Source organism: Hymenobacter guriensis (genome assembly GCF_015773195.1).
In the GTDB taxonomy this organism is placed as follows: Bacteria; Bacteroidota; Bacteroidia; order Cytophagales; family Hymenobacteraceae; genus Hymenobacter; species Hymenobacter guriensis.
The window spans coordinates 543,185-568,725 of the sequence record NZ_JADWYK010000002.1 but is presented as its reverse complement, the minus strand read 5'-3'; the positions used below and the strand labels follow the sequence as shown (position 1 = coordinate 568,725).

The window sequence follows — 25,541 nt, the reverse complement described above, 5'->3', positions numbered from 1 at the left end:
CCTTCTCACCATTTCACCATACCACTATGAAAAACTGGATCCTCCGCATCTTTCTGTTTGTGCTCCTGCTGGCCCTGGGCTTCTGGTGGCGTCAGGCTGCCCAGTCCTCAGACTACGGGCACGTCGAAGGCAGTGCGTACCTGACCGCCTTTGTGTTGGTGCTGCTCCTGAACATTGGCAACGCCTACGGCGACTGGCGTACGCGCAAGAGCTTGAACCAGAAAGCCCGGCCCCGCTGATGTTCTGGCTGCTCTACAACCTGTTCGCGCTGCTCGACGGGCTCTGCGACGCGCTGCTCTACGGGCGGCTCGGGGCGGATTCCTTCGAGTGGAATGAGCACGCCCCGCTCGGCACCCGGCGCGTGGTAACCGTAGCGGCGGCCGTGGGCGCCGGGGCTGATGCCGTACTGGCCGGCCCCGGCTCTGCGGCTGGCGTGGCCCTGTGGGCGTGGTGGCTGGGCTGGGAAATAGTGGCCGCCGCCTTCTCCTTCAGCTTATTCCACAACGAGGCCTACAACTTCGGCCGCGTCTGGATTCGGGAAAAGACCCTTACCCGCGCCTGGGACGCCTTCCGCTTCAACTACCAGTCTGACAGCACTACGGCCCGCTGGGACTTCGACGGGCCCGCCCGCTGGCAATGGCCGGCGCTGCGGTGCTCTGGCTCGGCCTGGGCTGTATTCTCCTCGCCAAACTCTAACGTTATGACGGAATCTACAAAACGCGCCTGGCCCTTCCTGGTTCTGCTGATAGGGGTAATCATAGCCAGCTGCTGGCTGTTTGGTTGCGCCGCCTCCCGTACCACCCAGCCGGAGGAAGAGCTTTCCCCGAAAACGTGGGCAACACCCACGTTTTCCAAACCAGACCCCGCCGCGCCGCCGGCTACACTTCCGGAGGCCGACCAGCCCGGTATACTGAAGCAGGTAGCCACCAGCGCGGCCCGCCTGTTTGGCGGCTCCGGCAAGACCAAATTCAATGGCCCGGTAACTATTCAGCTGGGCAACGGCAACATTGCGGCCGCAGCCACGAAGCCGGGTACTATGGCCACTGGCACCGACGCCACCGCCGTGGAAGCGAAGAAAGCGCAGGCTCCGGTGCAAGCCGGAACTGGCAACAACCAACAGGCAACTGACAACACAAAGGCTGGCCAACGGGGCGGCGCTGCCGCTACGGCACCCGGCGCTAGTGCCGAGGCCTCCTCGAAGCCGGGAGGGGTGCCCTGGTGGGTGTTTGTGCTGGTGGCTGGTGCCGGCGGTGCGGGTGGCTGGTGGCTACGCGGGAAGGCCAGTGTATGGCACTGGTGGCCGGCGTGGGCGCGGCCGGGTTAGATGTCGTAGCTTTGTGCTGTCGTCGGACGCAGCGTGGCCATAGTTCTTAGCACGTTCTATGTGTGCATGCTGACTAGTAGGGACACAGAAAAGCCCCGGCTGCTAAAACGGTCGGGGCTTTTTTTATTAGGAGCCGGGCGGGAAGCGCATCCGCTCGAAGAATGCCTCCAACGTCGGAACGTGCTTCTGCGGTAGCGGCCGGGTGCCGCCGACCCAGTACTCCAGGATCTTGTGCGAGAAACCGCAGCTTTCGGCAATGCCTTTTAGGCTGAGCGCCTTGCGGAACTCCTGCACATAGGCCAGCAGGCGAGCCTCCCGCTCACCATCCAACGCAACCAGCGGCTCAGAATTCTCGGATTTCGATTGTTTCTGCATCGTTTTCTATAATTGTCTGCCCGTAAAAGGCGGTCGGCTCCTCGTGACCGTAGGGCGCAAGGCCCAACTCGCTGGGACGGGCTTTACTAGGTTTCAGCTCCCAGCGGCCAGCGAATAGATGGTCGCGCACGGCGGCCCATGCCCCGGCGTAAGTTTCGTACTGACCAGCCCAAACGCGGCCGCTAGGGTTGTCGTCGTACTCGGCGGCCCATTCAGTGTAGGTGCTGCGGATTTGATACATAGGGCTGGGATTGAGTTGGTGCCGCTACCGAAGCCAACCGCTGCCAGGGTAATCGGCTTTCGGTTGACTTCGGTAGCGGCGGAAGGATTGCGGCTTGCAAGGAAGGGGTAAATTTAGCTTAGTTCAGCTAAGACCTTGGCGCATGAACCACGCTTAGCTACCATTTCTTTGGCGGCTTTCAGCGGCAGCACCCGGCGTATCCGGTTGCGAATGCCAGCCAGAATAGAGCTAGCATCTTGTTGGGTATAAGCGGCTACGGCAGTCACAAACGCCTTCACGTCGCGGTTGCCACGGGCGGAGTTGCAGGAGAGGCAGCAGGTTACAAGATTCGTTTCCTTGTTGGAGCCGCCCAAAGAGTAGGGCATCAGGTGGTCAAGAGTAAACTTTGTACCGGCTTCTACTCCGGCGCCGCAGTAGGCACAGGCTAGGCCGTCACGCAGGTAGATAGCCAGCCGCTTGTGCTGAGAAATCCAGTTCATTCCCTGAGTGCGTTTGGCGGGGGCGGAAGTAGAAGGCTTGCACATAGTAGAAGGCGTTTGCTGCTGTTTGATGTTCCAAATATAGAACATATATACCAATGTTCCAAATAAAGAACAAAAGTATTTCAGCCTCTTTTCGTACCTTTCACCATGCCGCTGCCCCGCACGGGGTCGGCAAGGGTTGGCTTGCGCCAGCACTGACGCTCCATGACAGGCAACCATTCTACACGGTGCTGGCACGTACCAGAATGGCCGAAAAAGACTCCGCCGAAAGAGCCCTGCCAAACCGAGAAAAGCCCGAATGCCGCCCGCGTTCGGGCTTTTTTGTTGCTGATAAAAAAAAGATATAAATTTATACCGGGTATTGCTTGCAGTGAAGATATAATTTTATATCTTTGACATATGAAAAGCAAAGACCTACTCAAAATCCTGTTCGAAGATGGCTGGTACATCCTTCGGCAAGCAAAGGGAAGCCACATGAAACTGGCTCACCTCACGAAACGAAGCCCCAAAACAGCAGACGGCTGCATAGTCTTCTCCTTCCACGGAAGCGACGAAGTAGGAAAAGGGGCAGAATCTGACATACTGAAACAGGCGGGGCTTAAATAGCCCCCCTCTTTCAGGGAGGGGGTGGGGCTGAAAGGCCCCACCTATCCTACCTCCCCCTCTTTCACAAACTGTAAAAAAAGACTGTACAAAATGGCACACAAGAAAATCAATGTAATAGTCGAGAAGACGGGCACGGGGTATTCTGCCTACGCTTCCGACGAGGCCGTGTATGCCGGTGGCGCAACATTCGCCGAATTAAAAAAGAATATGGTGGGGGCCTGTAATTTCGCCTTCGAGGACACGAGCGGCCGGGTAGTAACGGAAGATGATTTGCAGTTCACGTTGGACGTGCCGCAATTCTTCGAGTTTTATAAAGAATTAAATGTTTCCAAATTAGCGGCCCGTATCGATATGTCGCAGCCGTTGTTGGCCGCCTATATCAATGGGAGCCGAAAGCCCTCAGAAAAGCAGATTACCCGCATTTTAGCAGGTGTTCGCAGTCTTGGGCGCGAGTTGGCCGATATTGACTTGATTTAAATAAAATAAACCCTTTGCTTTTCATACACGAAAAAGCCCGTCCATATTGGACGGGCTTTTTTATTTATACGACATCATTAAATTGTATTGATTGTCATCCAGTAAAGAAATGTTCGTGCCTTCTGATTTCTTCGGGTGCTTCTGGCAGAAATAAACAAAATCCAGCGCCCGCCCGAATATTTCCGGCCGCTGCAATGCCGCGTGTAATTCTTCCCCCTCCAATCGGACAGTACCTATTCTCCGCTTTGTATGGGTGCATATATGCAGGGTGTCATCAACGCCGGAACTCATTAAATGAATGCCGCAACCGATGCTCAGTAGCTTCTGCCACCGTTCGGGGTAGTCGTGTAAGCTGAAGCGGCTGTCCCAATGCGGAAGAACGGCAAGCTGATTAGCGCGGGCCTCAGTGAGGGGGAGTGTTTGCTTGTGGCCTTGCGCAACCAGCACCAGGCGCCCGCCCGGCCGCTCCTCTACCTTCCAAAGAAAGCACCGCGAAATGGGTGTCTTGTCGTATTCATAGTACCCCCAACGGCTGGCGTAGGCGTAGGCGCCAGGGCCCAGTGACTCCTGTAAAGCATCAGTGTAAAGGGCAGGGGCTGGCATAGAGCGGGAAGTTTGATAAAACCCGAGAATCCGGGTTTTGTGGGAACGGCCCCAGTAACTTATATAGTATTTGAGCCAACGCAAAATTGCATCGGCTCAAATTTGAGCCGACCTCATTCGTTAACATTTGATTTGTTAACGCCGGGCTGAGGTTACGATTCGTAACGCCGGGCCTCTCCTCAAAACTGAGGACACCTATTGCCGTGGCTCCTGGTCGTACAATTCTCCCAGGATAACCTGCCAGGCGGCCAACACGTCGGGCGCGAGCAGGCGGGCTTTATCCTTCGCGTAGCGGTCGGTCACGTCTTCGTCGGCATGGCCCAGCACCAGCTTCGCCAGGGCCTTGTTGCCCTTGGATGCCTGCTTCAGTAGCGTGGCCGCCGTATGCCGGGCCGTGTGGGTGCTGATGACCTGCCACAACGGCCGCCAATTGTGCACCACCTTGCCGCCGGTTATAAGCCGGTCGTCCCACTCGCGGGTAAGCCCGGCCTGCTGCGCCACCTCTTTGATAGCGGAGTTTCGCACCGTCTCACCTCGGGCCGGGAATTTCCAGCCCCACCGTTCCCCGATAGCCACGGCAATGGGAGGAAGGGGTACGGCGGCATCGTTGCCGGTCTTGCCCTGCACATGGACGAGGGCGGGTACTTCGCTCCCGTCTTCGAGGGTGAGCGTTACCCGTTGGCGGCTCCCGTCGAACTTCTCCAGGTCTTCATAGCGCCGGCCGCAGAAGAGTTGAAACAGCCACCGGTCGCGCTCCTCTGCCAGGAACGGCCCCGAAGGCTTCCACCGGATCAGCCGCCGGACTTCCTCTATTTCCAAATCCAGCTGCGGCGCGTTCTTCGCCGCGTACTGCAGCCAGCCTTCGTCGGTGGGGCGGCCCAGGCGCTCGAAGCATTTGCGGATGCCGGTGAAGTGTACCTTAATAGCCGCGTCGCTCAGGCCCAGATCGAGCAGATGGTTTTGGTAGTCCTTGGCTATATCTTCCGTGAGCTGCGCCGGCCGTAGCGCGGGCCGCCACGATTCCATCATGGTGGCCAGCTGGTCGTACTTGCGCTGGGAGTCTTTGGCGAGGTGCCGGTTTTTCTCTTTCCACACGTCGAGCAGCTGACGCCAGGTGTGCTGGATAAGAACCGCCGGCTTTTCCTCCTGCGCCGGGAAGAGGTACAGAAAGAAGGCCTCGCGGCTGATGCGCTCGAAGGGGGCGGCTTTCCAAAGGGCCTCGAAGGCGGCTTCTATATCCCGCTCCCAGTCATTGAGCCGGCCGTTAATGTCGATGGAGTCCGGATGGTCCCGGGTCACGCGCTGGCCTTCCCAGAGGCTAACAGGAGCCCCACGTTTGCCGGGCTTGGTGAGCAGCACCCGCTCGCCCGTATCGAAGGGCATTTCCTGCCCGTGCCAGCGCACCATGACCCGAACTGGGCACCAACCTTCCTTACCGGCTGCCGAGGGCAGGGGGTAGAATTTGATGCTGATTTTACGCTTATAGATAATCGAGCGGGGCACGGCTGATTGCTTTCCGGGGGCAGTACCGGTTTCTATACCGGTTTTCGTACCGGTTTTACCTTTGGGGTGTGGCGGGCTGGCCTGACGCCGTAGCTGTAAAACCGCGCTGGTTGGGCCAAAAACAGCAATACCCGCCGGATGAGGGCGGGTATTATCTGGGGGTTGCGCTCCCTCCTGGGCTCGAACCAGGGACCCTCTGATTAACAGTCAGATGCTCTAACCGGCTGAGCTAAGGAAGCGGTTATGGCGACATTTATCTGTCGTTGCGGGTGCAATATTAGGCTAGAATCTGGCTTTGTGCAAGAATTCTATGGAAATATTTTTCGCGCAGCAGGCTAATTTGTGATTGTCAGGAGGTTGCCCGATAAGGCTGTGCTGTACTGGCGCAGTGCCCGTGGCGCGGGACCACCCTGAATCTGCCCCTGCAAGTCGAACTGGGAATTGCAGCACTTATCAATCAGGAACAGGCGGGAGGCATCAATTTCTACCCGGGCGCAGTCGTCGTAGGGGCGGTAAGGACAGTTGCGCTCAAAGGCGAGGTAGGAGGTGGCACTGCGGCGCACCACAATCAGGCCGCGCACGCCGCCATTGTGGTACACCATGCCACCATCAAAGCGCAGGGCCGTGTACTCCTGGTTGGTGAGGGGCAGGACTTCGTTGACCACGGCCAGCGGAATCTGCGGCTGAGTATCGTTGCCCGAGTCGCTGCAAGCTGCCAGTAGAGGCAACAGGACCACGGCGGCCGTGTGCCAGAGGTTACGAGTACTCATAGAATCCTTTACCGGTTTTGCGGCCGTGGTGGCCGGCGTCTACTTTCTGCTGCTGTATACGACTGGGCCGAAACTTGGCGTCATAGTGAAACGCCTCGTACATAGCCGACGTCACGGAGAAGTTGGTGTCCACTCCAATCAAGTCCATCAGCCGGAACGGGCCCATGCGAAACCCGGTGGCTTCCAGCAGCTCGTCGATTACCTCCAGGGGCGCCACCTGCTCTTCCGCAATTTTCAGTCCCTCCACGTAGAAGTGGCGGGCCACGCGGTTCACAATAAAGCCGGGCGCATCGGCCGCGTACACCGGCGTTTTGCCGAGCTGCAGCGCCAGCTGATACACCGTGTCGGCCACGGCCGCACTCGTGGTGGCGCCCTTGATTATCTCCACCAGCGGCATCAGGGGGGCCGGGTTGAAAAAGTGCATACCCACCACTCGCTCCGGGTGCTGGATGGGCGCGGCCAGCCGCGTGATAGGCAGCGAAGAGGTATTAGAAGCCAGAATCGTGGTAGGCCCGTTGAGCACGGCCAGCTCCCGGAAAAGCTGGTGCTTCACGCTGAGCTTCTCCACCACGGCCTCAATAATCAGCTCGGCCTGCACGGTAGAGAGGTCGGTGGTGAGGCGCAGGCGAGCCAGGGCCGCTTCCTGTTCTGGCGCCGTCAGGCGGCCTTTTTCCACGAGCTTACCCAGGCCCGCCGTAATAGCGAGCTGAGCTTTCTTCAGCATTTCCTCGTTGATGTCGAAGAGCACCGTGACAAAGCCGTGCTGCACGCACACCTGCGCAATGCCCAGGCCCATGGTGCCGGCCCCCACAATGCCAATGGTGCGGATAGCAGTCTGCAAAGCAGAGCTGGTGGGCTGTTCGTTTGCCATGCGGTTGATCTAGGGAGAAAAAGTCAGGTTTAGACGAAACAGCCCGCTGTTTTATTGTACGCCCTCAAACTGGCGCAAGAAGCGAGTGTCGTTTTCGGTGAACAGGCGCAGGTCTTTGATCTGGTACTTGAGCATGGTAATCCGCTCGATGCCCATGCCCCAAGCGTAGCCCGAGTAGCGCTCCGGGTCGATGCCGGACTGCTCCAGCACGGCGGGGTCCACCATGCCGCAGCCGCCGATTTCCACCCAGCCGGTGCCCTTGCAGATATTACAGCCCTTGCCTTTGCAAATCAGGCAGGTAATGTCGATTTCGGCGCTGGGCTCGGTGAAGGGGAAGAACGAGGGGCGGAAGCGTACCTGCATATCCTGGCCAAACAGCTCCTGCACGAAGTAGTACACGGTCTGCTTCAGGTCGGCGAAGCTCACGTTTTCGTCTACAAACAGGGCCTCTACCTGATGGAACATCATGTGGGCGCGGGCCGAAATGGCTTCATTGCGGTACACGCGGCCGGGCATAATGCTACGGATAGGCGGCTTCTGAGCCTGCATCACGCGCACCTGTACCGGGCTGGTGTGCGTGCGCAGTACCCACTCGGCCTCCCCGGGCGTGCGGTGCACGAAGAATGTGTCCTGCATGTCGCGGGCCGGGTGGTTTTCGGGGAAGTTCAGGGCCGTGAAGTTGTGCCAGTCATCTTCAATTTCGGGTCCCTCAGCCACATTGAAGCCGATACGGGCCAGAATGCGCACGATTTCCTCCCGCACCAGGCTCAGGGGGTGACGGGTGCCCAGGGCCTGCGGCACGGTGGGCAGAGTGTAGTCGAACGTAGGGTCGGCCGGGGCGTTGGCAGCGGCGGCTTCCAGCTCCTGCTGGCGCTGCTCGAACTTCTGCTGGGCGTGCTGCTTGAGCTGGTTGAGCTGCTGGCCCACCGACCGGCGCTGCTCGGGCGCCACAGTTTTCAGCTGGTCAAACAAATCGGCCAGCTGGCCTTTGCGGCCGGTGAAAGCCACGCGGAACTGTTCCAGCTGCTCGGCGGTACTGATATCGAAGGCGTCGATGGCGGCCTGTAGATGAGTGATAGTCTCCTGCATAGTAGGGCAAAGGTACGCGCTGGCCCTGAAGTCTTCACGCCCCCTGCGGTACCCAGGCAAGAGAGAAAATAGTTGTTTCAAGAAAAGAAGAAAGCCGCTGGCGGAACCCCCTGAAAGGCCGTAATGTTGCAGCGCCAAGATTCTCAGGCGGCTGATTGCACCAATCGGCCATTTTTTTCGTACTGGCTTCAAACTAACCGCGTTTCAACTTCTACATTTCTTCCCTCTTGTCATGCAGCGTTCCTTCTCAACATACTTTGTAGTAGCAGCTGTGCTGGCTGGTTCGCCGGCGCTGGCGCAGAAAACTACGGCGGCCAAGCCCGCCGCAGCTCCGGCTGCAACAGCCACGGCCGCACCCGCCGATACGGCCCGTAAAGCTGCCACCGGCGGCGACTGGGGCGCAGTAGGCGGCGGGGGCGGTACCCAATCGATGAACCAGACGGAGGGCATGCAGATTGCTCCCGGCTTCACGGCGGCGCCTTCCATGCGCGTGTCTACCGACTACCAGGGCCGCCCCCTGGGCAAGTACGTTCGTCGTCGCAGAAGTGAGCCGGATCCGGTTCCGGCGCCTGCTCCGGCCTACGTAGAGCCTGCCCCAGCCCCGGAGCCTGAGCCGGTTGCTGAAGTTGCACCGACTACTACTACTGCCAGCCTGACCTCGGCGAAGAAAACTACGACCACCACGAAGAAAGCCACCACGCCCGCTAAGAAGGCCACCACACCCGCCAAGAAGAAGGTGGATGATGGCTGGGGTTCCAGCGGCAGCGGCTGGTAAGCTACCGCCTGGTAAGCAGCTATAAAAAAGCCTGTTCAACTTAGTTGAACAGGCTTTTTCGCGGGGCGGAGTGGGGGCTTAGGCCTCGGCGGCTTCCAGTAGCTCAGGCGCCGGAGCCGTGGCCTGCGCCCGGTAGTATAGAGTGGTGCTGTTTTCGGGGCGCAAAACCTCCTGGGCCGCAGCCAGCACGCCGGCGGCGGTTACGGCCTGCACGCGGGCACTTTCCTCGTTTACCAGGTTGGCATTGCCCATGAGCTTGCAGAAGGCCAGGTTCATGGCGCGGTTCAGCAGCTCAATCTCACTGAACACGATGCTGGCTTCGGCCTGATTTTTTACTTTCTCCAGCTCCTCGGCGGGCACCGGCTGGGTGCGCAGCTCTTCTATCACCTGGCGCACGGCCGCATCGGCCGCTTCCGGCTCTACGCCCGCATTCAGCTTGCCACTGATGACCAGCAGCCCGGGCTCCAGGGAACCGGTAACGGAGGCCGAAATGGAGTTGAACAGCGGCTGCTCCTTCACCAGGCGCTGGTAAAGCCGGCTCGACTTGCCCCGGCCCAGCACGTCGCTCATCAGGTCCACGGTGTAGTAGGCCTCATCAGCGCGGGAGGGCATGTGGTACACCTGGTAAAAGGCCGATACGGGCACGTCGGCCGTGATGTCGAGGTGGCGGGCCTGGTTCTGGCGCGGTTCCTGGGGCAGCTGCCGCACGTAGGGCGCCCCGCCCGGAATGGGGCCAAACCACTTTTCGGCCAGCCGTTCGGCCTCAGCCCGCGTTACGGCGCCGGCCACCACCAGCACGGCGTTCCGCGGGGCGTAATGCTTCTGAAAAAAGGCCCGCACATCGTCCATCACCGCGTTTTCGATGTGGCTGATTTCCTTGCCGATGGTGGCCCAGCTGTAGGGGTGCTTTTGGTAAGCCAGGGGGCGCAGCTTCAGCCATACGTCGCCGTAGGGCTGGTTGAGGTAGTTCTGCTTGAACTCTTCCACTACCACCTTGCGCTGCACTTCCAGCCCGTTTTCGGAGAAAGCCAGACTCAGCATCCGGTCCGATTCCAGCCAGAAGCCGGTTTCGATGTTGGCCGCCGGCAGGGTGAGGTAGTAGTTGGTAATGTCGGGAGAGGTAAAGGCGTTGTTTTCGCCGCCCACCAGCTGCAGAGGCTCGTCGTAGCTGGGGATGTTGACGGAGCCCGAGAACATCAGGTGCTCAAACAGGTGCGCGAAGCCGGTGTGCGCCGGGTCTTCGTCGCGGGAGCCCACGTTGTAAAGCACGTTGAGCACGGCCATGGGTGTGCTGTGGTCTTCGTGCACGATGCAGCGCAGACCGTTGGCAAGGGTAAATTCTTCGAACTGAATCATAAAAGGAGTAAATAGCCGGGAGTACTCGCGGGCCATCGGGGTGAAGATAAAACTTCGGAAGCGAAGGGGAAGTTTCGCCTTACAGCGTTGCCTGTACTCCTAGAGCTACTACGCGGGCAGTTGGGTAGCGTGCGGTATCCAAGCCACTCTGTTTGGCATCAGCTTCCATACTGCTCACATTAGGGTCGTAGCCGCGATACTTGGAGATGACGAGCAGGTTGGTGCCGCTCACAAAAAGGGAGATACTGCGCTGTTGGGCCTGCCAGATTTCGGCCTTTAGCTGCAGATTGCTCAGCCGCAGATGATTGCCTGACTGGAGAGTATAGGTTGTAGCTGAATTGAAAAAATAGCCGCGTACTGTGCCCGCTCTAGGTACCTGTGCATCTGGATGAACGGGCGTCCAACGGTCACGCACACGGGTGGTAGCATTAAACCCATTGGCGGGAATATCCAGCAACGCCAAATTTGTATCGAGCACCTGATAGCCGAACATGCCGTCAAGCTGCATTTCAACCCCGAAACGCTTGTACTGTACTTGCTGCGTGGTATTGAGCAACCAGCGTGGCAGACCTGAACCAAGCACCTGCTGAGCGTTAGGTCCCTGGGTGCCATTTGTCACATCCTCAAATTGTGGATTGCCGCTGGCATCAAGGCCTTGGTAACGGTAGCCGATAAACGTAGCGACGGGCTCATTTTCCCACAGGCTGGAATACGTAGAAGAACGATAGTATAAGGCATTGGAGCTTGCGGGCTTGTGGTAACGGTTTTGGTTGAAGGCAAGAGCAACCGTTGAAGTGCCACTCATTTTCCCTTTTTTCCAGTTTCCCAGTAATGTTGTTTCCAGTCCGGAATTGCGCAGATAGGCTAGTTGCTGCTGGCCGAAATAGCCCGTACGCACTGCTGTTTCACGCCTGTACACGGAGGTGTAAAGCTCTAGGCTATTTTTCCATAAGCCCAGCCGGATACCTGCGTCAGCCTGCGTGGTCAACTCATCTAAGAACTGAAAGAACGGTTCATTAGCGGTTCGGTAGGTAAAGCCGTGGTCACCGCTAAAGTTAGCGCGGTTGCTGGTGCGCCCCCAGCCAGCCCAAGCTTCTAAGCGACTAATTGTGGCGCGCTGCTGCAAAAAGGCCTCATTGTGTAGTTGCCAGGTGCCCTGTAGAGCCGGTAGCCACTGGCGTTTCTCGTTTAGTGGGGCAAAGGGGCTAGAGTCGGCTCGAAGGCTGGCCTGCAGAGCGTACCGCTCAGCATACGTATAGCCAGCCGTTAACTGCAGGCTGTAGAACCGGCGTTGGTAAGTGAATGAGCTGTAGCTGAAGTTAGTGGTAGGCCGGTTCCGGTCGTAGAAGTAAAAGCTTTGGGAAATTCGGTTCTGCCAAGCAGTAGCTTCGGCCGCAGCTTGCACCTTATGGACGCCTGCCATCACGTGGGAAAAGCACAGAGCCGGATTCAACTGCCACTGCTGGTAAGAGCCGCTTCGCTGCCCGTAATCGATGCCATCCTGCAGAGTATAGTCTTTCTCGCGGCTGCGATAATCAGTGGCCGTTAGGGAGTCACGCTCAAGCGAGCCGCGCACTTCTATCAGCAGACTACGATTAAATTGGTAGCGTGCTTGAGCGTAGGTAAGTAAGCGTTGGTTGTGGGGCGTGCTGTAGTTTTGTCTTACCTGCTGCACAGGGTTTGGTAGCTCGTAGTCGGCAGCATAGTTGCCCTCAGCGGTATACACCGGTAGCATAGGCCGGAAACGAAGGGCATCCTGAAAGGCAAAAGGATAGAGCCGTCGTTCCCGGGTATCACCGTAGCTAAGACTGCCACTCAGGAATAAGCGCTGGCCCAGCTGTTGATCGAGGTTCAAGCGTAAGTTATAACCGTTCAGACGGGAATTCAGGGCAATACCCGTTTGATGAAGGTAGCTGGCAGAAGCGTAGTAGCGAGTGCCAAAGCCGGTGCCGCCGTGGAGGCTGACGTGGTGTTGATATTGCACCGCCGGGCGTAACAACTCTTCCTGCCAGTCTGTGCCCCGGCCCAAGCTCGCCAAGTCAGCCGCAGAGTATTCCGGCGCATAGTTGTTATTAAGATTGGCCTCGTTGGCTATTTCGGCTAGCTCGCGGGCACCCAGTAGTTGGTAGCGCGTGCGTGCCTGCTGCACGGCACCATAGCCGGTGTAGCGCACCCGTAAAGATTGCTTGGCCTTTCCACGGTAGGTATTGATGCGTATCACACCGTTTTGGCCTAAAGAACCGTACTGACCGGTTTCAAAAGCCCCTTTCAGCACTTCTACCTGAGCTATATCTTCGGTAGCCAGACTAAGTAGAGGGTTTGTACTGGCGTCAGGGTTAAGTGATAGGCTGTAGGGGATGGTATTTTCGTCATAGGTTCTAAACTGATGCTGAAATACCGGCACATCATCTATTACATACAGCGGTTGTACATGGCTGTCGAGACTAGCCGCGCCTCTAATGCGTACCACTGCCCCAGCCCCCGGCGCCCCTGAATAAGGCGTCACCTGGACCCCAGCCACCCGGCTAAGTAGGGGCTGAACAGTTGTAAGTGGGAGGCAGGAATTTAGGTGAGCATGGGCATTGGATGGATTTAAGTCTAGACAAATAAATGCACCATCTAATGCAGTCTGTGGTATTCCAAGGTTTTGGAGGCTGTCTGGTTGCGGCACTTGCACAGTTACCTGGCGGGATTCCAATGCATCAGTTTGCTGAGCCAACACCAGCGTGGGGCAGGCCAGCAGGCCCAGGAGTAAGAATCGGGTCATAGAGGAATAGGATAAGTGTCGACTGATTGGCTGCGAAGATAGATGCCGGCTCTGGCGCAATTGTATAAAGGAAAGCGCATAATTTTCCTTCCCGCCCAAACCCGTACTTTTGGCCCCCAACACCTTCCCACCCGCCTGAATCCCATGAATTTCGACCGCAAGGACTACGCCAACGACGAGCTGCTCCACCTGTACAAAGGGCTGCTGAAACCCCGCCTGATTGAGGAAAAAATGCTGATTCTGCTCCGCCAGGGCAAGGTCAGCAAGTGGTTTTCGGGCATTGGGCAGGAAGCCATTTCGGTGGGCTCCACGCTGGCGCTGCACGAGGACGAGTACATCCTGCCCCTGCACCGCAACCTGGGTGTATTCACGGGCCGCAACATTCCGCTGGACCGCCTCTTCGCGCAGTGGCAGGGCAAAACCACCGGCTACACCAAGGGCCGCGACCGGTCGTTTCACTTCGGCACCAACGAGCACCACATCGTGGGCATGATTTCGCACCTGGGCCCGCAGCTGGCCGTGGCTGGCGGCATTGCCCTGGCCGATGTGCTGGAAAAGCGCCACAAAGTAACCGTAACCTACAGCGGCGACGGTGGCGCCTCCGAGGGCGACTTCCACGAGGCCCTGAACGTGGCCGCCGTGTGGCAGCTGCCCGTCATCTTCATCATCGAAAACAATGGCTACGGCCTGAGCACGCCCAGCCGGGAGCAGTTCCGCTTCCGCTACTTCATCGATAAAGGCCCTGCCTACGGCATGGAAGCCGTGCAGGTGGATGGCAACAACGTGCTGGAAGTGTACGACACGGTAAAGCGTCTGGCCGAGGACCTGCGCCAGAACCCCCGCCCCGTGCTGCTGGAGGCCCTCACCTTCCGCATGCGCGGGCACGAGGAAGCCAGCGGCACCAAGTACGTGCCCCAGGAGCTGTTTGAGGAATGGGCCCAGAAAGACCCGGTAATCAACTACGAGAAGTGGCTGCTGGATGAGGGCGTGCTGAGCGAAACCCTGCGCCACCAGTACCGGGAGCAAATCAAGGCCGAAATCGAAGAAGGCCTGCGCGTGGCCGACGCCGTGCCCATGCCCACCCCCAGCCTCGAAGAGGAGGTAGCCGACATGTACCGGCCCTTCGAGCCGGATGCTGCTCTCCAACTAGCATCAGACAATGGGCAGCCGACCACCGACAAGCGCTTCGTTGACGCCATTTCCGACGGGTTGCGGCAGAGCATGGAGCGCTACCCCGAGCTGGTGCTCATGGGCCAGGACATTGCCGATTACGGCGGGGTGTTTAAGGTCACGGAGGGCTTCGTGGCGCAGTTTGGTAAAGAGCGGGTGCGCAACACGCCCTTGTGCGAGTCGGCCATTGTGGGTGCGGGCCTGGGCCTGAGCATCAAAGGCAAAAAGGCCATGGTGGAAATGCAGTTCGCCGATTTCGTGACCTGCGGCTTCAACCAGATTGTAAACAACTTGGCCAAAAGCCACTACCGCTGGGGTCAGAACGCCGATGTGGTGGTGCGTATGCCTACCGGCGCGGGCTCGGCGGCCGGTCCCTTCCACTCCCAGAGCAACGAGGCCTGGTTTACCCACACGCCCGGCCTGAAGGTGGTGTACCCCAGCAACCCCGTGGACGCCAAGGGCCTGCTCTGCGCCGCCTTCGAAGACCCCAACCCGGTTATCTACTTCGAGCACAAAATGCTCTACCGCAGCATCAGCGGGCCCGTGCCGGATGGCTACTACACCACGCCCATTGGCAAGGCCGCCCTGGCGCGGGAAGGCGACACGCTCAGCATCATCACCTACGGCATGGGCGTGCACTGGGCCACCCAGCTGGCCGAGGAACTGAGCCTCGACTGTGACATCCTGGACCTACGCACCCTGCTGCCCTGGGACGAGGAAGCCGTGCGCCGCACCGTAGAGAAAAACGGCCGCGTGCTCATCCTCCACGAAGACACGCTCACCGGCGGCATCGGGGGAGAAATTGCCGCCTGGATTGCAGAAAACTGCTTTACCTCCCTCGATGCGCCCATTCAGCGCGTGGCATCCCTGGATACGGCCATTCCCTTCGCGCCTTCCCTGGAAAAGCAGTTTCTGCCCCAGCAGCGCCTGCGCACTGCGGTAGAAAAGCTGCTGGCTTATTAAAGGCGGTTGTCAGTTGCCCGTTTTCGGTAACCAGTTGCTGAGGTAGGCAACTGGCAACTGAAAACGGGCAACTGACAACTAATACTTATCTTCCCTGTCTGAATGCCGCCCTGCGGCGCAATGCGTAGTCTGATGCTGGGATTCCCGCGTATGTTTTTTTCTGTGGTGAGCACGCTGGCGTTGGTTGGGTGTCTGGCCTTGAGCACAGGCTGCCACCGCTACCGTATCCCCGACCCCAAAGGCCCACCCCAGCCCAAGGTGAAGCTGGGCAAAGCCGACAGCAACGGCTCCGGCATGTCGGAGGCCGTATCGTCGCTGAAAACAGAAAAGAAAAGCTACGACAAGCAGGGCCTGCTCAAGCAGAAGAAATACGAGCGTCGGAAGCTGACCCGCAAGGTAGGGCAGCGGAAAATATTTGGAATTGTTTTTTAGACCAGGAGATTTTACTGCTACAGGTTATGGTTTCTCGCATCGTTTTCTTCTTGCTGGTATCTGTGAGCCTGGCCACACCCGCGCTGGCCCAGACGGAGTATTCCAGCCCGGCGCAACAGCGGGCGGCCAACCGCAAAGCCCTTAAGGACGCGGAAAAGCAGAAAAACCAGTACCAGGACTCGCACCTGGGCGTTACGCGGCAGTCTTTCCGGGCCGGGGAAAGCACCAACCAACCGCGCAAGAAGGATGGCCGTAATAGGTACAAATACGACCACGAAGGCACCCCGCGGTACACACCCCCGGCCAAGGATATGATTCCGAAGCTGCGCCCGATCCGTAAAGCGCCCAAAAAACAACCTGCTACCCCAACCTCATGATTTCTTCCTGGATTCCGCTTACCTCTTCCGAGCAGCTCACTGACATCGTACGCGAGTCGGAAGAGCAGCCCGTAATCATTTTCAAGCACAGCACCACCTGCTCCATCAGCGCCACCGCCAAAAGCCGCCTGGAGCGCCAGTGGGCCGATGCCGCGCCCGCCAACGCTAAGTTCTACTACCTGGACCTGTTGCGCTTCCGGCCGATTTCCAACGAAATAGCCCAGAAGTTCGGCGTCCGGCACGAGTCACCCCAGCTGCTGCTCATTCAGCAGGGCGAGTGCCGCTTCGATGCCTCCCACATGGCCATCCGCCTCAACGACGTGCAGCAGGCTATAAGCTAACATCCCGTACGCTTCAGGCACACACAGTCAGGCGCGCTATCGACTTAATCGGTAGCGCGCCTGACTGTTTTTCAAGAGCTGAAAACCTGCTGGCCGCAAGCCGGTTACAGACTATAGTCGAACTGAACCTCCTGGCGGATTTCGGGGTTCAGACTTAAGGCTACCGGGCAGGTACGGGCGGCGTTTTCGAGCAGCGTCCGTTGCTTGGCATCCAGGGCGGCGGGCAGGCGAAACTGCACGTCGATCTGGCTAATGCGCCGGGGCGCGGCCGCCATATGCTTGGTTACGTCGAAGGTGGTGCCGGTGAGGTTTAGGCCGTGCCGCTCCGCCACGATGCCCATTATCGTCATCATGCAGGAGCCCAGCGCCGCGCTGACCAGATCCGTGGGCGAAAAGGCTTCGCCCCGGCCGTGGTTATCGAGCGGGGCATCGGTCAGGATAGTGTTGCCGGAAGCTACGTGGGTAGCTTCGGTACGCAGATGGCCGGCGTAGCGGATGGAGGCAGTGGGCATAGGAAAAAAGGGCTAACTGAAAGGCAGTAAATTTACGTACTTTCGACCAGTGCTGGCCCAGCGGGGCCGCCATCATCAGATGAGAGAATTTAGCTACGCTATGGGCGCTTTGCGTTTCCGGATTTTGGGGGGAATACTTGGGCTGCTGGCCGTGGGCAGCACGGCGGCGCAGGCCCAGGCCCGCCGCACCAGCACCGCGGCTTCCGATGCGCCCACGTTTCAGCGGGAGCTAACGTACGGCGTCAACTTCAACACCAACGGGGGCATGATCGGGGGCGCCATGTTCCGCTCTACCCGCATGATTTCCACCGACTGGTCGCGGTTCTGGATGCTTGAGGCGGTGGAGGTAAAGCACCCGAAAGAGCAGCGGCTGCAAAATCTGTACTCGGGCGGCATTTACGTGCCGGGCAAGATGAACTATGCCTTTGTGCTCCGCCCATCGGTAGGCGCCCAGCGGGTTGTCTTCCGCAAGGCTCCCGACTCCGGGGTGCAGGTAAGCGCCCTGGCCTCCGCCGGGCCGTCGGTGGCGCTGATGATGCCTTATTACATTTACTACGACTACACCAAGCGCGACAACACCGGTCGTCCTATCGGCGCGGAAGACATTCGGGCCGAGCAGTACGACCCGGACAAGCACCCACCGGAAGACATCTTTATCTACGACCGGGCCCCTCTCTTCAGCGGGGCCAGTGAAGTAAAGCCTCAGATTGGGGGGCACGTGCGCGGTGCGCTTACGTTTGAATACGGCCGCTACCGCGACGCCATTGCGGGGGTAGAAACCGGATTTCTGTTTGAAGCTTATCCCAAACAGCTGTCCATTCTAGGCTCCAATTCCGTGGATGCCGCCCAGTTGAACAATAAATACTTCACCTCGGTTTACCTCACGATTTACATCGGCACCCGCAAATAGTCAGCCGGGCGCATCTGGCGCCACTCCTGGCGAAGGTGCCCCGCCGACTGCGAAGAACTGCGGGCTGCCTCCTACCTTTGCCGTATGGATGATATGTTGCTGACGCTGCCCATTGTGCAGCCCGAGGCTGTGGCACCCGCCAAACCCCGCAAACCCGACTGGCTACGCGTGAAACTGCCCGTGGGCCGCGAGTACGCCAACGTGCGTCGTCTGGTAGACGAGCATAAGCTGCACACGATCTGCGAAAGCGGCAACTGCCCCAACATGGGTGAGTGCTGGGGCGCCGGTACGGCTACTTTCATGATTCTGGGCAACATCTGCACGCGCTCCTGCTCGTTCTGTGCCGTAGCTACCGGGCGCCCCACCGAGTACGATACCGACGAGCCCCGCCGCGTAGCCGAAGCCATTCAGCTGATGGGCGTGAAGCACGCTGTGATTACCAGCGTGAACCGGGACGAGCTCAAGGACCGGGGCGCCAGTATCTGGCACGAAACAGTAGTGCGCATCAAGCAGCTTAGCCCCGAAACCACCATCGAAACCCTGATTCCCGACGTGAAAGCTAACTGGGAAGCCCTGGACTTAATGATTGCTGGCGGGCAGGAGGTGGTGTCGCACAACGTGGAAACTGTAGGCAGCCTCTACCGTCTCGTACGTCCGCAGGCCAAGTACGACCGCAGCCTGGAGCAAATCCGCCGGACCAAGGCCGCGGGCAAGCGCACCAAGTCCGGTATCATGCTGGGCCTGGGCGAAACCCCGGAGGAAATGTACCAGGCCATGGACGACCTCGTAGCCAACGGCCTCGACATTCTGACGCTGGGCCAGTACCTGCAGCCCACCAAGCGCCACCTCGAAGTTGCCGAGTTTATTCACCCCGACCTGTTCGCGCACTACCGCGAGGAAGGGCTGCGCCGCGGCCTGAAGTACGTGGAAAGCGGCCCGCTGGTGCGCTCCAGCTACCACGCCGAGCGCCACGTGAACGTACCGATCTAAGCCGGGTTACTGTACGGAAAATGAAAATAAAAGAGCCTGCCTCATATGAGGCAGGCTCTTTTGCTAGTAAGCAGGTTTGCAAAGACCATTACCGCTGGGCCTGGTTGTCCTGGGGAGGATAGTTGCCCAGCACACTGCCAACAATGCGGTACACTTCCTGCTCCGAAATGGACTGGTCCTGTACCTGGGCCTGGCCGTGTCCGCGCCAGGCAAGCTGCTTGCGCTGGGCGTCCACCACATCAATGATGACGGTGCCGGCTTTGTACTCATTCACGCGCGACGGCATCCCGTAGCCGTAACCGTACCAGCGGTAGGCGTAGGGCGAGTTGAAGGCCGGGTCGACGCGCTGCTTGTCTTCTACCTTGGCGCTGTAAGCCACGTACACATCGGGGTTTTTATCCGTCAGTGTGAGGCCTTTTTTGTTCATCTCCATTTCCACGGCCTTGCGGATGCGCTGATCGAGAAAGGAGTTGTAACCCTGGGCTGGGCCACCCTCCGCGTCGGTGGGCTGCTGCGGGTACCAGGCCCAGGTTTTGTACGTACGAAAATTGACGGCGTGGTCGAAGTCAGAAGTAACGCCGACGCGGCTGGTAGTAGCGCACCCGGCACTACCCAGCAGCAGGGCTACCGCAGCCAGCGCTACCGGCCGGGAGAAAAAACGCAGGAACTTGGACATATTGACGGGCATGAGAAGTAAAGAAGAAATGTTTTTATACCGCCCGTCCAGGCTGGCATTCAACCTGAACAGGTGAAAAAGCGTACTAGGCGGCTGTATTCTAACAATTCCGGTAGCTGCGGCGTTCCGTTGGGCCTGGGCCATTCTCTTGGAATGAAACAATTTGTTTTCAAAAAATGCCTTTCGTCTTATCTTTCACCGATATTCCTCACCTTCTCCAGCGTTATGCGTCGACTTTTGCTTTTTTCCGGCCTCGTAGGAGCCTTTGCTTCCTGTACTACTGCCTCCGAAAGTACCACTTCCACCAAGCCTGATCGTGACCCTGTAGCCCACAATACCATCGTGGAGTGTATCCTGTATGATGGCATGACCAAGACCTCGCCCCAGCTGCTGACCATCACGGCTGGCTCCGAAGTGCAGGTCACGGACACCGTTGACTACTATTTCATGAAGGCCCGCGTGGTGAAAGACGGTAAAACCTATACCGGCTACGTGCAGCGTCAGTGCTTTAGCAAGTAGGCTTCTACTGGCTACGCTGCAGAGCCTAAAGTATAAGCCCAGTAACTGAAAAGGCCCCGCAACAATCGTTGCGGGGCCTTTTTCATTTGCTTCAAGCCTTAATAGGACGGGCCTTTGTCGGTTTCCACCAGTTTCTCTTCGGCATCGGTGTACTGCTCGATGGGGGTGCAGGAGCAGATCAGGTTCCGGTCGCCATAGGCGGAGTCGATGCGGGCTACAGCGGGCCAGAACTTGGCGGCGCGCACGTACTCGGTGGGGTATACCGCCTCTTCGCGGGTGTAGGGGCGGTTCCAGTCGGCCGTGAGTACGGCGGCAGCCGTGTGGGGAGCATGCTTAAGCACGTTATCCTTCTGGTCGGCGCGTCCTTCTTCCACGGCAGCAATTTCCTTGCGGATGCCAATCATGGCCTCAATAAAGCGGTCCAGCTCCTCCTTGCTCTCGGATTCCGTGGGCTCCACCATCAGCGTGCCCGCAACCGGGAACGATACGGTGGGCGCGTGGAAGCCATAGTCCATCAGGCGCTTGGCAATGTCTTCTACCTCAATGCCGGCCTTCTTGAACTGGCGGCAATCCAGAATCATTTCGTGGGCGCAGCGGCCGTTGGCTCCGGTGTACAGCACGGGGTAGTGCGCTTCCAGGCGGGCCTTGATGTAGTTGGCATTCAGGATGGCTATGCGGGTAGCCTGCGTCAGGCCTTCGCCGCCCATCATCGAAATGTAGGCGTAGGAGATAGGCAGAATACTGGCCGAGCCCCAGGGAGCCGAAGTAACCGCCCCGGCCGTGCGGCCATCGGCATCTACCAGCACATGGCCGGGCAGGTAGGGGGCTAGGTCGGCTACTACGCCAATGGGGCCTACGCCGGGCCCGCCGCCACCGTGCGGAATGCAGAATGTTTTGTGCAGGTTCAGGTGGCACACGTCGGCCCCGATGGTAGCGGGTGAAGTAAGACCTACCTGAGCGTTCATGTTGGCGCCGTCCATGTACACGCGGCCGCCGTGGTTGTGGATGGTCTGGCAGATGTCGATGATGGTTTCCTCGTACACGCCGTGCGTGCTGGGGTAGGTTACCATCAGGCAGCTGAGCTTATCGGCGTACTGCGCGGCTTTGGCCTTCAGGTCCTCTACGTCGATGTTGCCTTCCTCGGTGCTTTTCACCACCACTACCTGCATGCCGGCCATAACGGCCGAAGCAGGGTTGGTGCCGTGAGCCGAAGCCGGAATCAAAGCCACGTTGCGGTGCTGGTCGCCGCGGGCATCGTGGTAGCCTTTGATGGCCAGCAGGCCGGCATATTCACCCTGAGCCCCGGAGTTGGGCTGCAGCGAAACAGCTGCAAAGCCGGTTACCTCGCACAGCCAAGCTTCCAGGTCGCGGAAGATTTCGGCGTAGCCCTGGGCCTGCTCGCGCGGCGCGAAGGGGTGCAGACCGCCGATTTCCGGCCACGTTACCGGAATCATTTCGGCGGTGGCGTTGAGCTTCATGGTGCAGGAGCCCAGCGGAATCATGGAGTGAGCCAAACTCAAATCCTTGTTTTCCAGCTGCTTCATGTAGCGCAGCATCTCGTGCTCGGAGTGGTGCGAGTTGAAGATGGGGTGCGTCAGGTACTCGCTCTTGCGGATCAGCTCAGTGGGCCAGGTAACGGAAATTTCTTCCGGCAGCGAAAGCGCCTTTTGCTCGCCTTTGCCCAGCACTTTGCTGAACACGCCCACGATATCGGCCACGTCCTCAATTTCGGTGTTCTGGTGCAGGGAAATGCCCACGCGGGGCGAACCGTGCTCCTCGAAATACCGGAAGTTGATGCCAGCGGCCTCTGCTTCTTTTTTGATGGCGTTTTGCAGCTCCTGGCTTTCCAGCTTGATGTCCAGCGTATCGAAGTACACCTGGTTGCGCTGGTCGAGGCCCAGGGCTTTCAGCTCAGTTTCCAGCACTTGCGCCAGCGCATGCACGTTGCTGGCAAACTGACGGATGCGCTGGGGGCCGTGGTACACGGCGTACATGCCTGCCAGTACCGACAGCAGCACCTGGGCGGTGCAGATGTTGGAGGTGGCTTTTTCGCGGCGGATGTGCTGCTCGCGGGTTTGCAGGGCCATGCGGTAGGCCTTGTTGCCGGCCGCATCAATGCTCTGGCCGATAATGCGGCCCGGAATTACGCGCTTGAAGGCGTCTTTGGTAGCCAGGAAGCCGGCGTGCGGTCCACCGTAGCCCATGGGTACCCCGAAGCGCTGGGAGTTACCCACCACGGCGTCGGCGCCCATTTCGCCGGGAGGCGTGAGCAGCGTGAGGGCCAGCAGGTCGGCGGCCACGGTTACAAACAGGTTGTTGTCGTGGGCTTTGCTGATGAAGTCGGTGTAGTCGTACACAGCCCCGTCGGCGGCGGGATACTGCAGCAGCGCGCCAAACAAGGTTTCGTCGGTAAGGTCGAAGGAGCGGTGGTCACCCACTACTACCTCAATACCCAGGGGCAAAGCGCGGGTGCGCACCACGTCGATGGTCTGGGGCAGCACCTGCTCGGAAATGAAATAGCGGGTAGCATTTTTCTTTTTGCTGAGCGAGTGGAACATATGCAGCGTTTCGGCGGCGGCTGTTCCTTCGTCGAGCAAAGAAGCATTGGCAATTTCGAGGCCCGTTAGGTCAATTACCATCGTCTGGTAGTTGATGAGAGCTTCGAGACGTCCCTGGGCAATTTCGGCCTGGTAGGGCGTGTAGGCCGTGTACCAGCCCGGGTTTTCCAGGATGTTGCGCTGGATTACGGGCGGCAGCTGGGTGTCGTGGTAGCCCAGGCCGATATAGTTTTTAAACAGCTTATTCTTGCCGGCAATGCCTTTGAACTTCGCTAAAAAAGCCCGCTCGGTAAGGGCAGCGGGCAGGTTCAGGGGCTTTTTGAGGCGAATAGCCGCCGGTACGGTCTCGTCGATGAGCTGGTCTATCGACTTCACGCCGATGACGCGCAGCATGTCGGCCACGGCCGCGTCGTCGGGCCCATTGTGGCGGTCCACGAATACGTCGGCGGGCTTGGTTTTCAACAACATAAAAGGATGGTTGAGGGTGGCAACAAACGGGCCCCGCGAAGAGCCATAGCAAAGGTAGCGCGAAAAGGCTTCATGGATAAGCCCGGAAAGCGTCAAAAGTTTCGGCCTGTTTTGCGCCGGTGCAACATCACCGGCCGCGTGGATAGTGCCCGGCGGTTGAATGGTATTATGGAAAGTCTCGCCGGGTACTCTTACAGCAGGCCCAAATAATTTGCTCAGATTTGAGGCTGATTTCCACCCACCCAAGCTCCTCCATGCGTTCCGTTACCATTGGCCTGATTCGCGAAGGCAAAACCCCGCCCGATAAACGCGTGCCGCTCACGCCCAAAAAATGCGCCGAAGCGCAGGCCCAGTACCCCGGCCTGCGCATTGTGGTGCAGGAAAGCCCTATCCGCTGCTTTTCCGACCAGGAGTACCGAGACCTGGGCCTGGAAGTGCGCCCCAACGTGGCCGACTGCGACATCCTGCTGGGCGTGAAGGAAGTGCCCATCGGCCAGCTGATACCCGACAAAACGTACCTGTTTTTCTCGCACACCGTGAAAAAGCAACCGGCCAACCGGGAATTGCTACGTCAGGTGCTGCAGAAAAATATTACGCTCATCGACTACGAACTGCTAACCAATGAGCAAGGGGAGCGGATTGTGGCCTTCGGGCGCTGGGCCGGCATTGTGGGGGCCTACAACGGGCTGCTTACGTATGGCCGCAAGCACGGGCTGTTTCAGCTGAAGCCGGCCTACGAGTGCATCGATATGGAGGATATGCAGGAGGAGTTCTTTAAAGTGAAGCAGCTGCCGCCCATCAAAATGGCCGTAACGGGCACCGGCCGCGTGGCCCAGGGCGCCGTGGAGGTGCTCGACCGGATGGGCATCCGGCGCGTGAGCGTGTACGATTATCTGTATCTCGACTTCAACGAACCGGTGTACACCCAGCTGCGCTCCTCCGACTATAACCGCCGCCGCGACGGGCGCGTGTGGGATACACCCGACTTCCACCGCAACCCGCAGGAGTACGAGTCGACGTTTCAGAACTTTCTGCCCGTGACGGACCTGCTCATTGCCTGTGCCTATTGGCACCCGGCCGCCCCGCATCTGTTCACGGAAGAGGACGTCCGCCGCCCGGAGTTCCGCATCAACACCATTGCCGACGTAACCTGCGACGTGGATGGCTCCATCCCAACCACCAAGCGTAGCAGCACCATTCAGGAGCCGGCGTTCGACTACAACTGCCAGACCGGCGAGCTGGAAGCTGCTTACTCGCGGCCCGGCAACATCACTGTTATGGCCGTGGATAACCTGCCCTGCGAGCTGCCCCGCAACGCCAGCCGGGACTTCGGCCGCCAGCTAATAGACAACGTTTTCCCGCACCTGCTGGGCGAAGCCGGCACCGATGACGTGGTAGCCCGGGCTACCATTGCCCGCGGCGGCCAGCTCACCGAGCGGTACCAATACTTGGCCGATTATGTGAAATAGTGAGGTGGTGAAATGGTGAGTTAACGTTCTAACCGCGCAAGTGGTGTAGTAAGAACATGAACTCACCATTTCCCTATTTCAGATTCAGCACCGGGTATTTTGCCTGCACCAGCATATAGAGCCCGTAGGCCATTAAACCCAGCGCCACAATGCCGAGCACAACCGGCCCCATAGCCGCCAGCAGGTCAAAGGCCTCGTCGGTGGTGCCGGCAGCCGCCGCGCTGTGCTGGCGGCCCGCCTGCACGAAGAAATAACCGATGATGGCCATTACGATGCCGCGGGCCGTGTAGCCCAGCTGACCGGTGCGGTACACCATGTTCTGCTGGCCGGCCGGAATATCGGCGCTGTTTACGTGCTTCTGGAACGAGCCCGAATAAGCCCGATAAATCTGATACAAGCCGCTACCAATGGTAATCAGCCCGACCATGATAACAATCCACTCACCGGCGGGCCAGCTCAAAGCTTTGGCCACCAGGCTTTGCTGGGCGCTGCCGCTGCTGCCACTGGCCGAGCCCCGGAAGGCCAGCTGCGCCGCGTACCAGGCCAGACTGGCGTAAAGCAGCCCGCTACCTGCGTAGCCCAGGCGCCGCCCCAGGCCTTTAGCACTGGAACCCTTGTTTTCGGTGTCGCGGAAGGCCTGTGTGAATCGCCAGATGATATAGCCCAGGAGACCTACTGCAACCAGCCCGAGCAAAACTGAGCCGCCAGGGAGGCCTTGGAGGGTTTGTACAGCTTGCTTTTTGTCGGCCGTCTGGCCACCCTGTTGGCCGGTAGCCGCCAGCAGCGCCAGAAGGCCCAGCAGCAAATACACTATGCCCTTGGCTGCAAAACCAAAGCGGGCCAGCGCCCGGATGCCGCTGGAAGCCGAGTGCGGCACCGCCGCAGAAATAGAGTTGGAGAGAGACATGGAAGAAAGG

27 protein-coding genes and 1 tRNA gene are annotated in these 25,541 nt (G+C 59.0%); 13 read left to right on the top strand and 15 right to left on the bottom strand.

Annotation, left to right across the window (positions count from 1 at the left end):
* Nucleotides 1-26 precede the first annotated feature (26 nt).
* Entirely contained in the window at nt 27-239 is a 213-nt protein-coding gene (locus I5L79_RS05925) for a hypothetical protein (RefSeq protein ID WP_196954079.1), read from the top strand.
* Complete coding sequence (locus I5L79_RS05920; protein ID WP_196954078.1) at nt 239-1,324, top strand: hypothetical protein; 1,086 nt, start codon at nt 239-241, stop codon at nt 1,322-1,324. The genes I5L79_RS05925 and I5L79_RS05920 overlap by 1 nt, the downstream gene beginning before the upstream one ends.
* A 126-nt stretch (nt 1,325-1,450) precedes the next feature.
* On the opposite strand, the gene I5L79_RS05915 is transcribed toward I5L79_RS05920, so the two are convergent.
* The 3 genes from I5L79_RS05915 to I5L79_RS05905 all read right to left on the bottom strand — a co-directional run bounded on the left by I5L79_RS05915 (nt 1,451) and on the right by I5L79_RS05905 (nt 2,419).
* A complete protein-coding gene (locus I5L79_RS05915) occupies nt 1,451-1,699 on the bottom strand; it encodes a hypothetical protein (RefSeq protein ID WP_196954077.1) in 249 nt (82 codons plus the stop codon).
* Nucleotides 1,668-1,940 (bottom strand): hypothetical protein, encoded by a 273-nt coding sequence (locus I5L79_RS05910; protein WP_196954076.1) that lies wholly within the window; start codon nt 1,938-1,940, stop codon nt 1,668-1,670. The genes I5L79_RS05915 and I5L79_RS05910 overlap by 32 nt, the downstream gene beginning before the upstream one ends.
* A 113-nt stretch (nt 1,941-2,053) precedes the next feature.
* The gene (locus I5L79_RS05905) at nt 2,054-2,419 is read right to left on the bottom strand and encodes an HNH endonuclease (protein WP_231402806.1); all 366 of its coding nucleotides are present in this window, start codon (nt 2,417-2,419) and stop codon (nt 2,054-2,056) included.
* Between the two features lie 402 nt (nt 2,420-2,821).
* On the opposite strand from I5L79_RS05905, the gene I5L79_RS05895 reads away from it, so the two are divergent.
* A complete protein-coding gene (locus I5L79_RS05895; RefSeq protein ID WP_196954073.1) occupies nt 2,822-3,028 on the top strand; it encodes a type II toxin-antitoxin system HicA family toxin in 207 nt (68 codons plus the stop codon).
* A gap of 90 nt (nt 3,029-3,118) precedes the next feature.
* The gene (locus I5L79_RS05890; RefSeq protein ID WP_196954072.1) at nt 3,119-3,505 is read left to right on the top strand and encodes a helix-turn-helix domain-containing protein; all 387 of its coding nucleotides are present in this window, start codon (nt 3,119-3,121) and stop codon (nt 3,503-3,505) included.
* Nucleotides 3,506-3,565: 60 nt separating this feature from the next.
* Here the strand turns inward: I5L79_RS05890 and I5L79_RS05885 are convergent, their stop codons facing one another.
* From I5L79_RS05885 to pheS, 6 genes are all read right to left on the bottom strand, one after another.
* Nucleotides 3,566-4,108 (bottom strand): hypothetical protein, encoded by a 543-nt coding sequence (locus tag I5L79_RS05885; protein WP_196954071.1) that lies wholly within the window; start codon nt 4,106-4,108, stop codon nt 3,566-3,568.
* 195 nt (nt 4,109-4,303) lie between these two features.
* Nucleotides 4,304-5,611: a site-specific integrase gene (locus tag I5L79_RS05880; RefSeq protein WP_196954070.1), complete on the bottom strand. Its 1,308-nt coding sequence runs from the start codon at nt 5,609-5,611 to the stop codon at nt 4,304-4,306.
* A gap of 165 nt (nt 5,612-5,776) precedes the next feature.
* A tRNA-Asn gene (locus tag I5L79_RS05875) sits at nt 5,777-5,850 on the bottom strand.
* A 96-nt stretch (nt 5,851-5,946) separates the two neighbouring features.
* Complete coding sequence (locus tag I5L79_RS05870) at nt 5,947-6,381, bottom strand: Rieske (2Fe-2S) protein (RefSeq protein ID WP_231402804.1); 435 nt, start codon at nt 6,379-6,381, stop codon at nt 5,947-5,949.
* Nucleotides 6,368-7,252 (bottom strand): 3-hydroxyacyl-CoA dehydrogenase NAD-binding domain-containing protein, encoded by an 885-nt coding sequence (locus I5L79_RS05865; RefSeq protein ID WP_196954069.1) that lies wholly within the window; start codon nt 7,250-7,252, stop codon nt 6,368-6,370. The genes I5L79_RS05870 and I5L79_RS05865 overlap by 14 nt, the downstream gene beginning before the upstream one ends.
* Before the next feature lie 51 nt (nt 7,253-7,303).
* On the bottom strand, nt 7,304-8,341 hold the full coding sequence (pheS, locus tag I5L79_RS05860) for a phenylalanine--tRNA ligase subunit alpha (RefSeq protein WP_196954068.1): 1,038 nt from the start codon (nt 8,339-8,341) through the stop codon (nt 7,304-7,306).
* Between the two features lie 232 nt (nt 8,342-8,573).
* Here pheS and I5L79_RS05855 point away from each other — a divergent pair, with 232 nt between their 5' ends.
* Complete coding sequence (locus I5L79_RS05855) at nt 8,574-9,116, top strand: hypothetical protein (protein WP_196954067.1); 543 nt, start codon at nt 8,574-8,576, stop codon at nt 9,114-9,116.
* Nucleotides 9,117-9,194: 78 nt separating this feature from the next.
* Here the strand turns inward: I5L79_RS05855 and I5L79_RS05850 are convergent, their stop codons facing one another.
* Both I5L79_RS05850 and I5L79_RS05845 read right to left on the bottom strand, forming a co-directional pair.
* Nucleotides 9,195-10,472, bottom strand: coding sequence for a M16 family metallopeptidase (locus tag I5L79_RS05850; protein ID WP_196954066.1), 1,278 nt, complete (start codon nt 10,470-10,472; stop codon nt 9,195-9,197).
* A gap of 79 nt (nt 10,473-10,551) precedes the next feature.
* Nucleotides 10,552-13,239 (bottom strand): TonB-dependent receptor plug domain-containing protein, encoded by a 2,688-nt coding sequence (locus tag I5L79_RS05845; RefSeq protein ID WP_196954065.1) that lies wholly within the window; start codon nt 13,237-13,239, stop codon nt 10,552-10,554.
* 144 nt (nt 13,240-13,383) lie between these two features.
* On the opposite strand from I5L79_RS05845, the gene I5L79_RS05840 reads away from it, so the two are divergent.
* From I5L79_RS05840 to ytxJ, 4 genes are all read left to right on the top strand, one after another.
* Entirely contained in the window at nt 13,384-15,372 is a 1,989-nt protein-coding gene (locus I5L79_RS05840; protein ID WP_196954064.1) for an alpha-ketoacid dehydrogenase subunit alpha/beta, read from the top strand.
* A gap of 150 nt (nt 15,373-15,522) precedes the next feature.
* Nucleotides 15,523-15,804, top strand: a complete 282-nt coding sequence (locus I5L79_RS05835; protein ID WP_196954063.1) for a hypothetical protein — start codon at nt 15,523-15,525, stop codon at nt 15,802-15,804.
* A 26-nt stretch (nt 15,805-15,830) separates the two neighbouring features.
* On the top strand, nt 15,831-16,181 hold the full coding sequence (locus I5L79_RS05830) for a hypothetical protein (protein ID WP_196954062.1): 351 nt from the start codon (nt 15,831-15,833) through the stop codon (nt 16,179-16,181).
* Nucleotides 16,178-16,522 carry a bacillithiol system redox-active protein YtxJ gene (gene ytxJ, locus I5L79_RS05825; protein ID WP_196954061.1) on the top strand — a complete coding sequence of 115 codons (345 nt, stop codon included), beginning with the start codon at nt 16,178-16,180 and terminating at the stop codon, nt 16,520-16,522. The genes I5L79_RS05830 and ytxJ overlap by 4 nt, the downstream gene beginning before the upstream one ends.
* A gap of 104 nt (nt 16,523-16,626) precedes the next feature.
* On the opposite strand, the gene I5L79_RS05820 is transcribed toward ytxJ, so the two are convergent.
* Nucleotides 16,627-17,034: an OsmC family protein gene (locus tag I5L79_RS05820; RefSeq protein WP_196954060.1), complete on the bottom strand. Its 408-nt coding sequence runs from the start codon at nt 17,032-17,034 to the stop codon at nt 16,627-16,629.
* A gap of 100 nt (nt 17,035-17,134) precedes the next feature.
* Here I5L79_RS05820 and I5L79_RS05815 point away from each other — a divergent pair, with 100 nt between their 5' ends.
* A complete protein-coding gene (locus I5L79_RS05815) occupies nt 17,135-17,944 on the top strand; it encodes a hypothetical protein (protein ID WP_196954059.1) in 810 nt (269 codons plus the stop codon).
* 93 nt (nt 17,945-18,037) lie between these two features.
* Entirely contained in the window at nt 18,038-18,934 is an 897-nt protein-coding gene (lipA, locus tag I5L79_RS05810) for a lipoyl synthase (RefSeq protein WP_394368783.1), read from the top strand.
* An 88-nt stretch (nt 18,935-19,022) separates the two neighbouring features.
* On the opposite strand, the gene I5L79_RS05805 is transcribed toward lipA, so the two are convergent.
* Nucleotides 19,023-19,622: a DUF4136 domain-containing protein gene (locus I5L79_RS05805; RefSeq protein WP_196954058.1), complete on the bottom strand. Its 600-nt coding sequence runs from the start codon at nt 19,620-19,622 to the stop codon at nt 19,023-19,025.
* A gap of 213 nt (nt 19,623-19,835) precedes the next feature.
* On the opposite strand from I5L79_RS05805, the gene I5L79_RS05800 reads away from it, so the two are divergent.
* A complete protein-coding gene (locus I5L79_RS05800; protein ID WP_196954057.1) occupies nt 19,836-20,129 on the top strand; it encodes a hypothetical protein in 294 nt (97 codons plus the stop codon).
* Between the two features lie 98 nt (nt 20,130-20,227).
* Here I5L79_RS05800 and gcvP read toward each other — a convergent pair whose 3' ends face one another.
* A complete protein-coding gene (gene gcvP, locus I5L79_RS05795) occupies nt 20,228-23,155 on the bottom strand; it encodes an aminomethyl-transferring glycine dehydrogenase (protein ID WP_196954056.1) in 2,928 nt (975 codons plus the stop codon).
* Nucleotides 23,156-23,409: 254 nt separating this feature from the next.
* Here gcvP and I5L79_RS05790 point away from each other — a divergent pair, with 254 nt between their 5' ends.
* On the top strand, nt 23,410-24,624 hold the full coding sequence (locus I5L79_RS05790; RefSeq protein ID WP_196954055.1) for an NAD(P)-dependent oxidoreductase: 1,215 nt from the start codon (nt 23,410-23,412) through the stop codon (nt 24,622-24,624).
* A 73-nt stretch (nt 24,625-24,697) separates the two neighbouring features.
* Here I5L79_RS05790 and I5L79_RS05785 read toward each other — a convergent pair whose 3' ends face one another.
* Nucleotides 24,698-25,531, bottom strand: coding sequence for a DUF1206 domain-containing protein (locus I5L79_RS05785; RefSeq protein ID WP_196954054.1), 834 nt, complete (start codon nt 25,529-25,531; stop codon nt 24,698-24,700).
* Nucleotides 25,532-25,541: the final 10 nt, after the last annotated feature.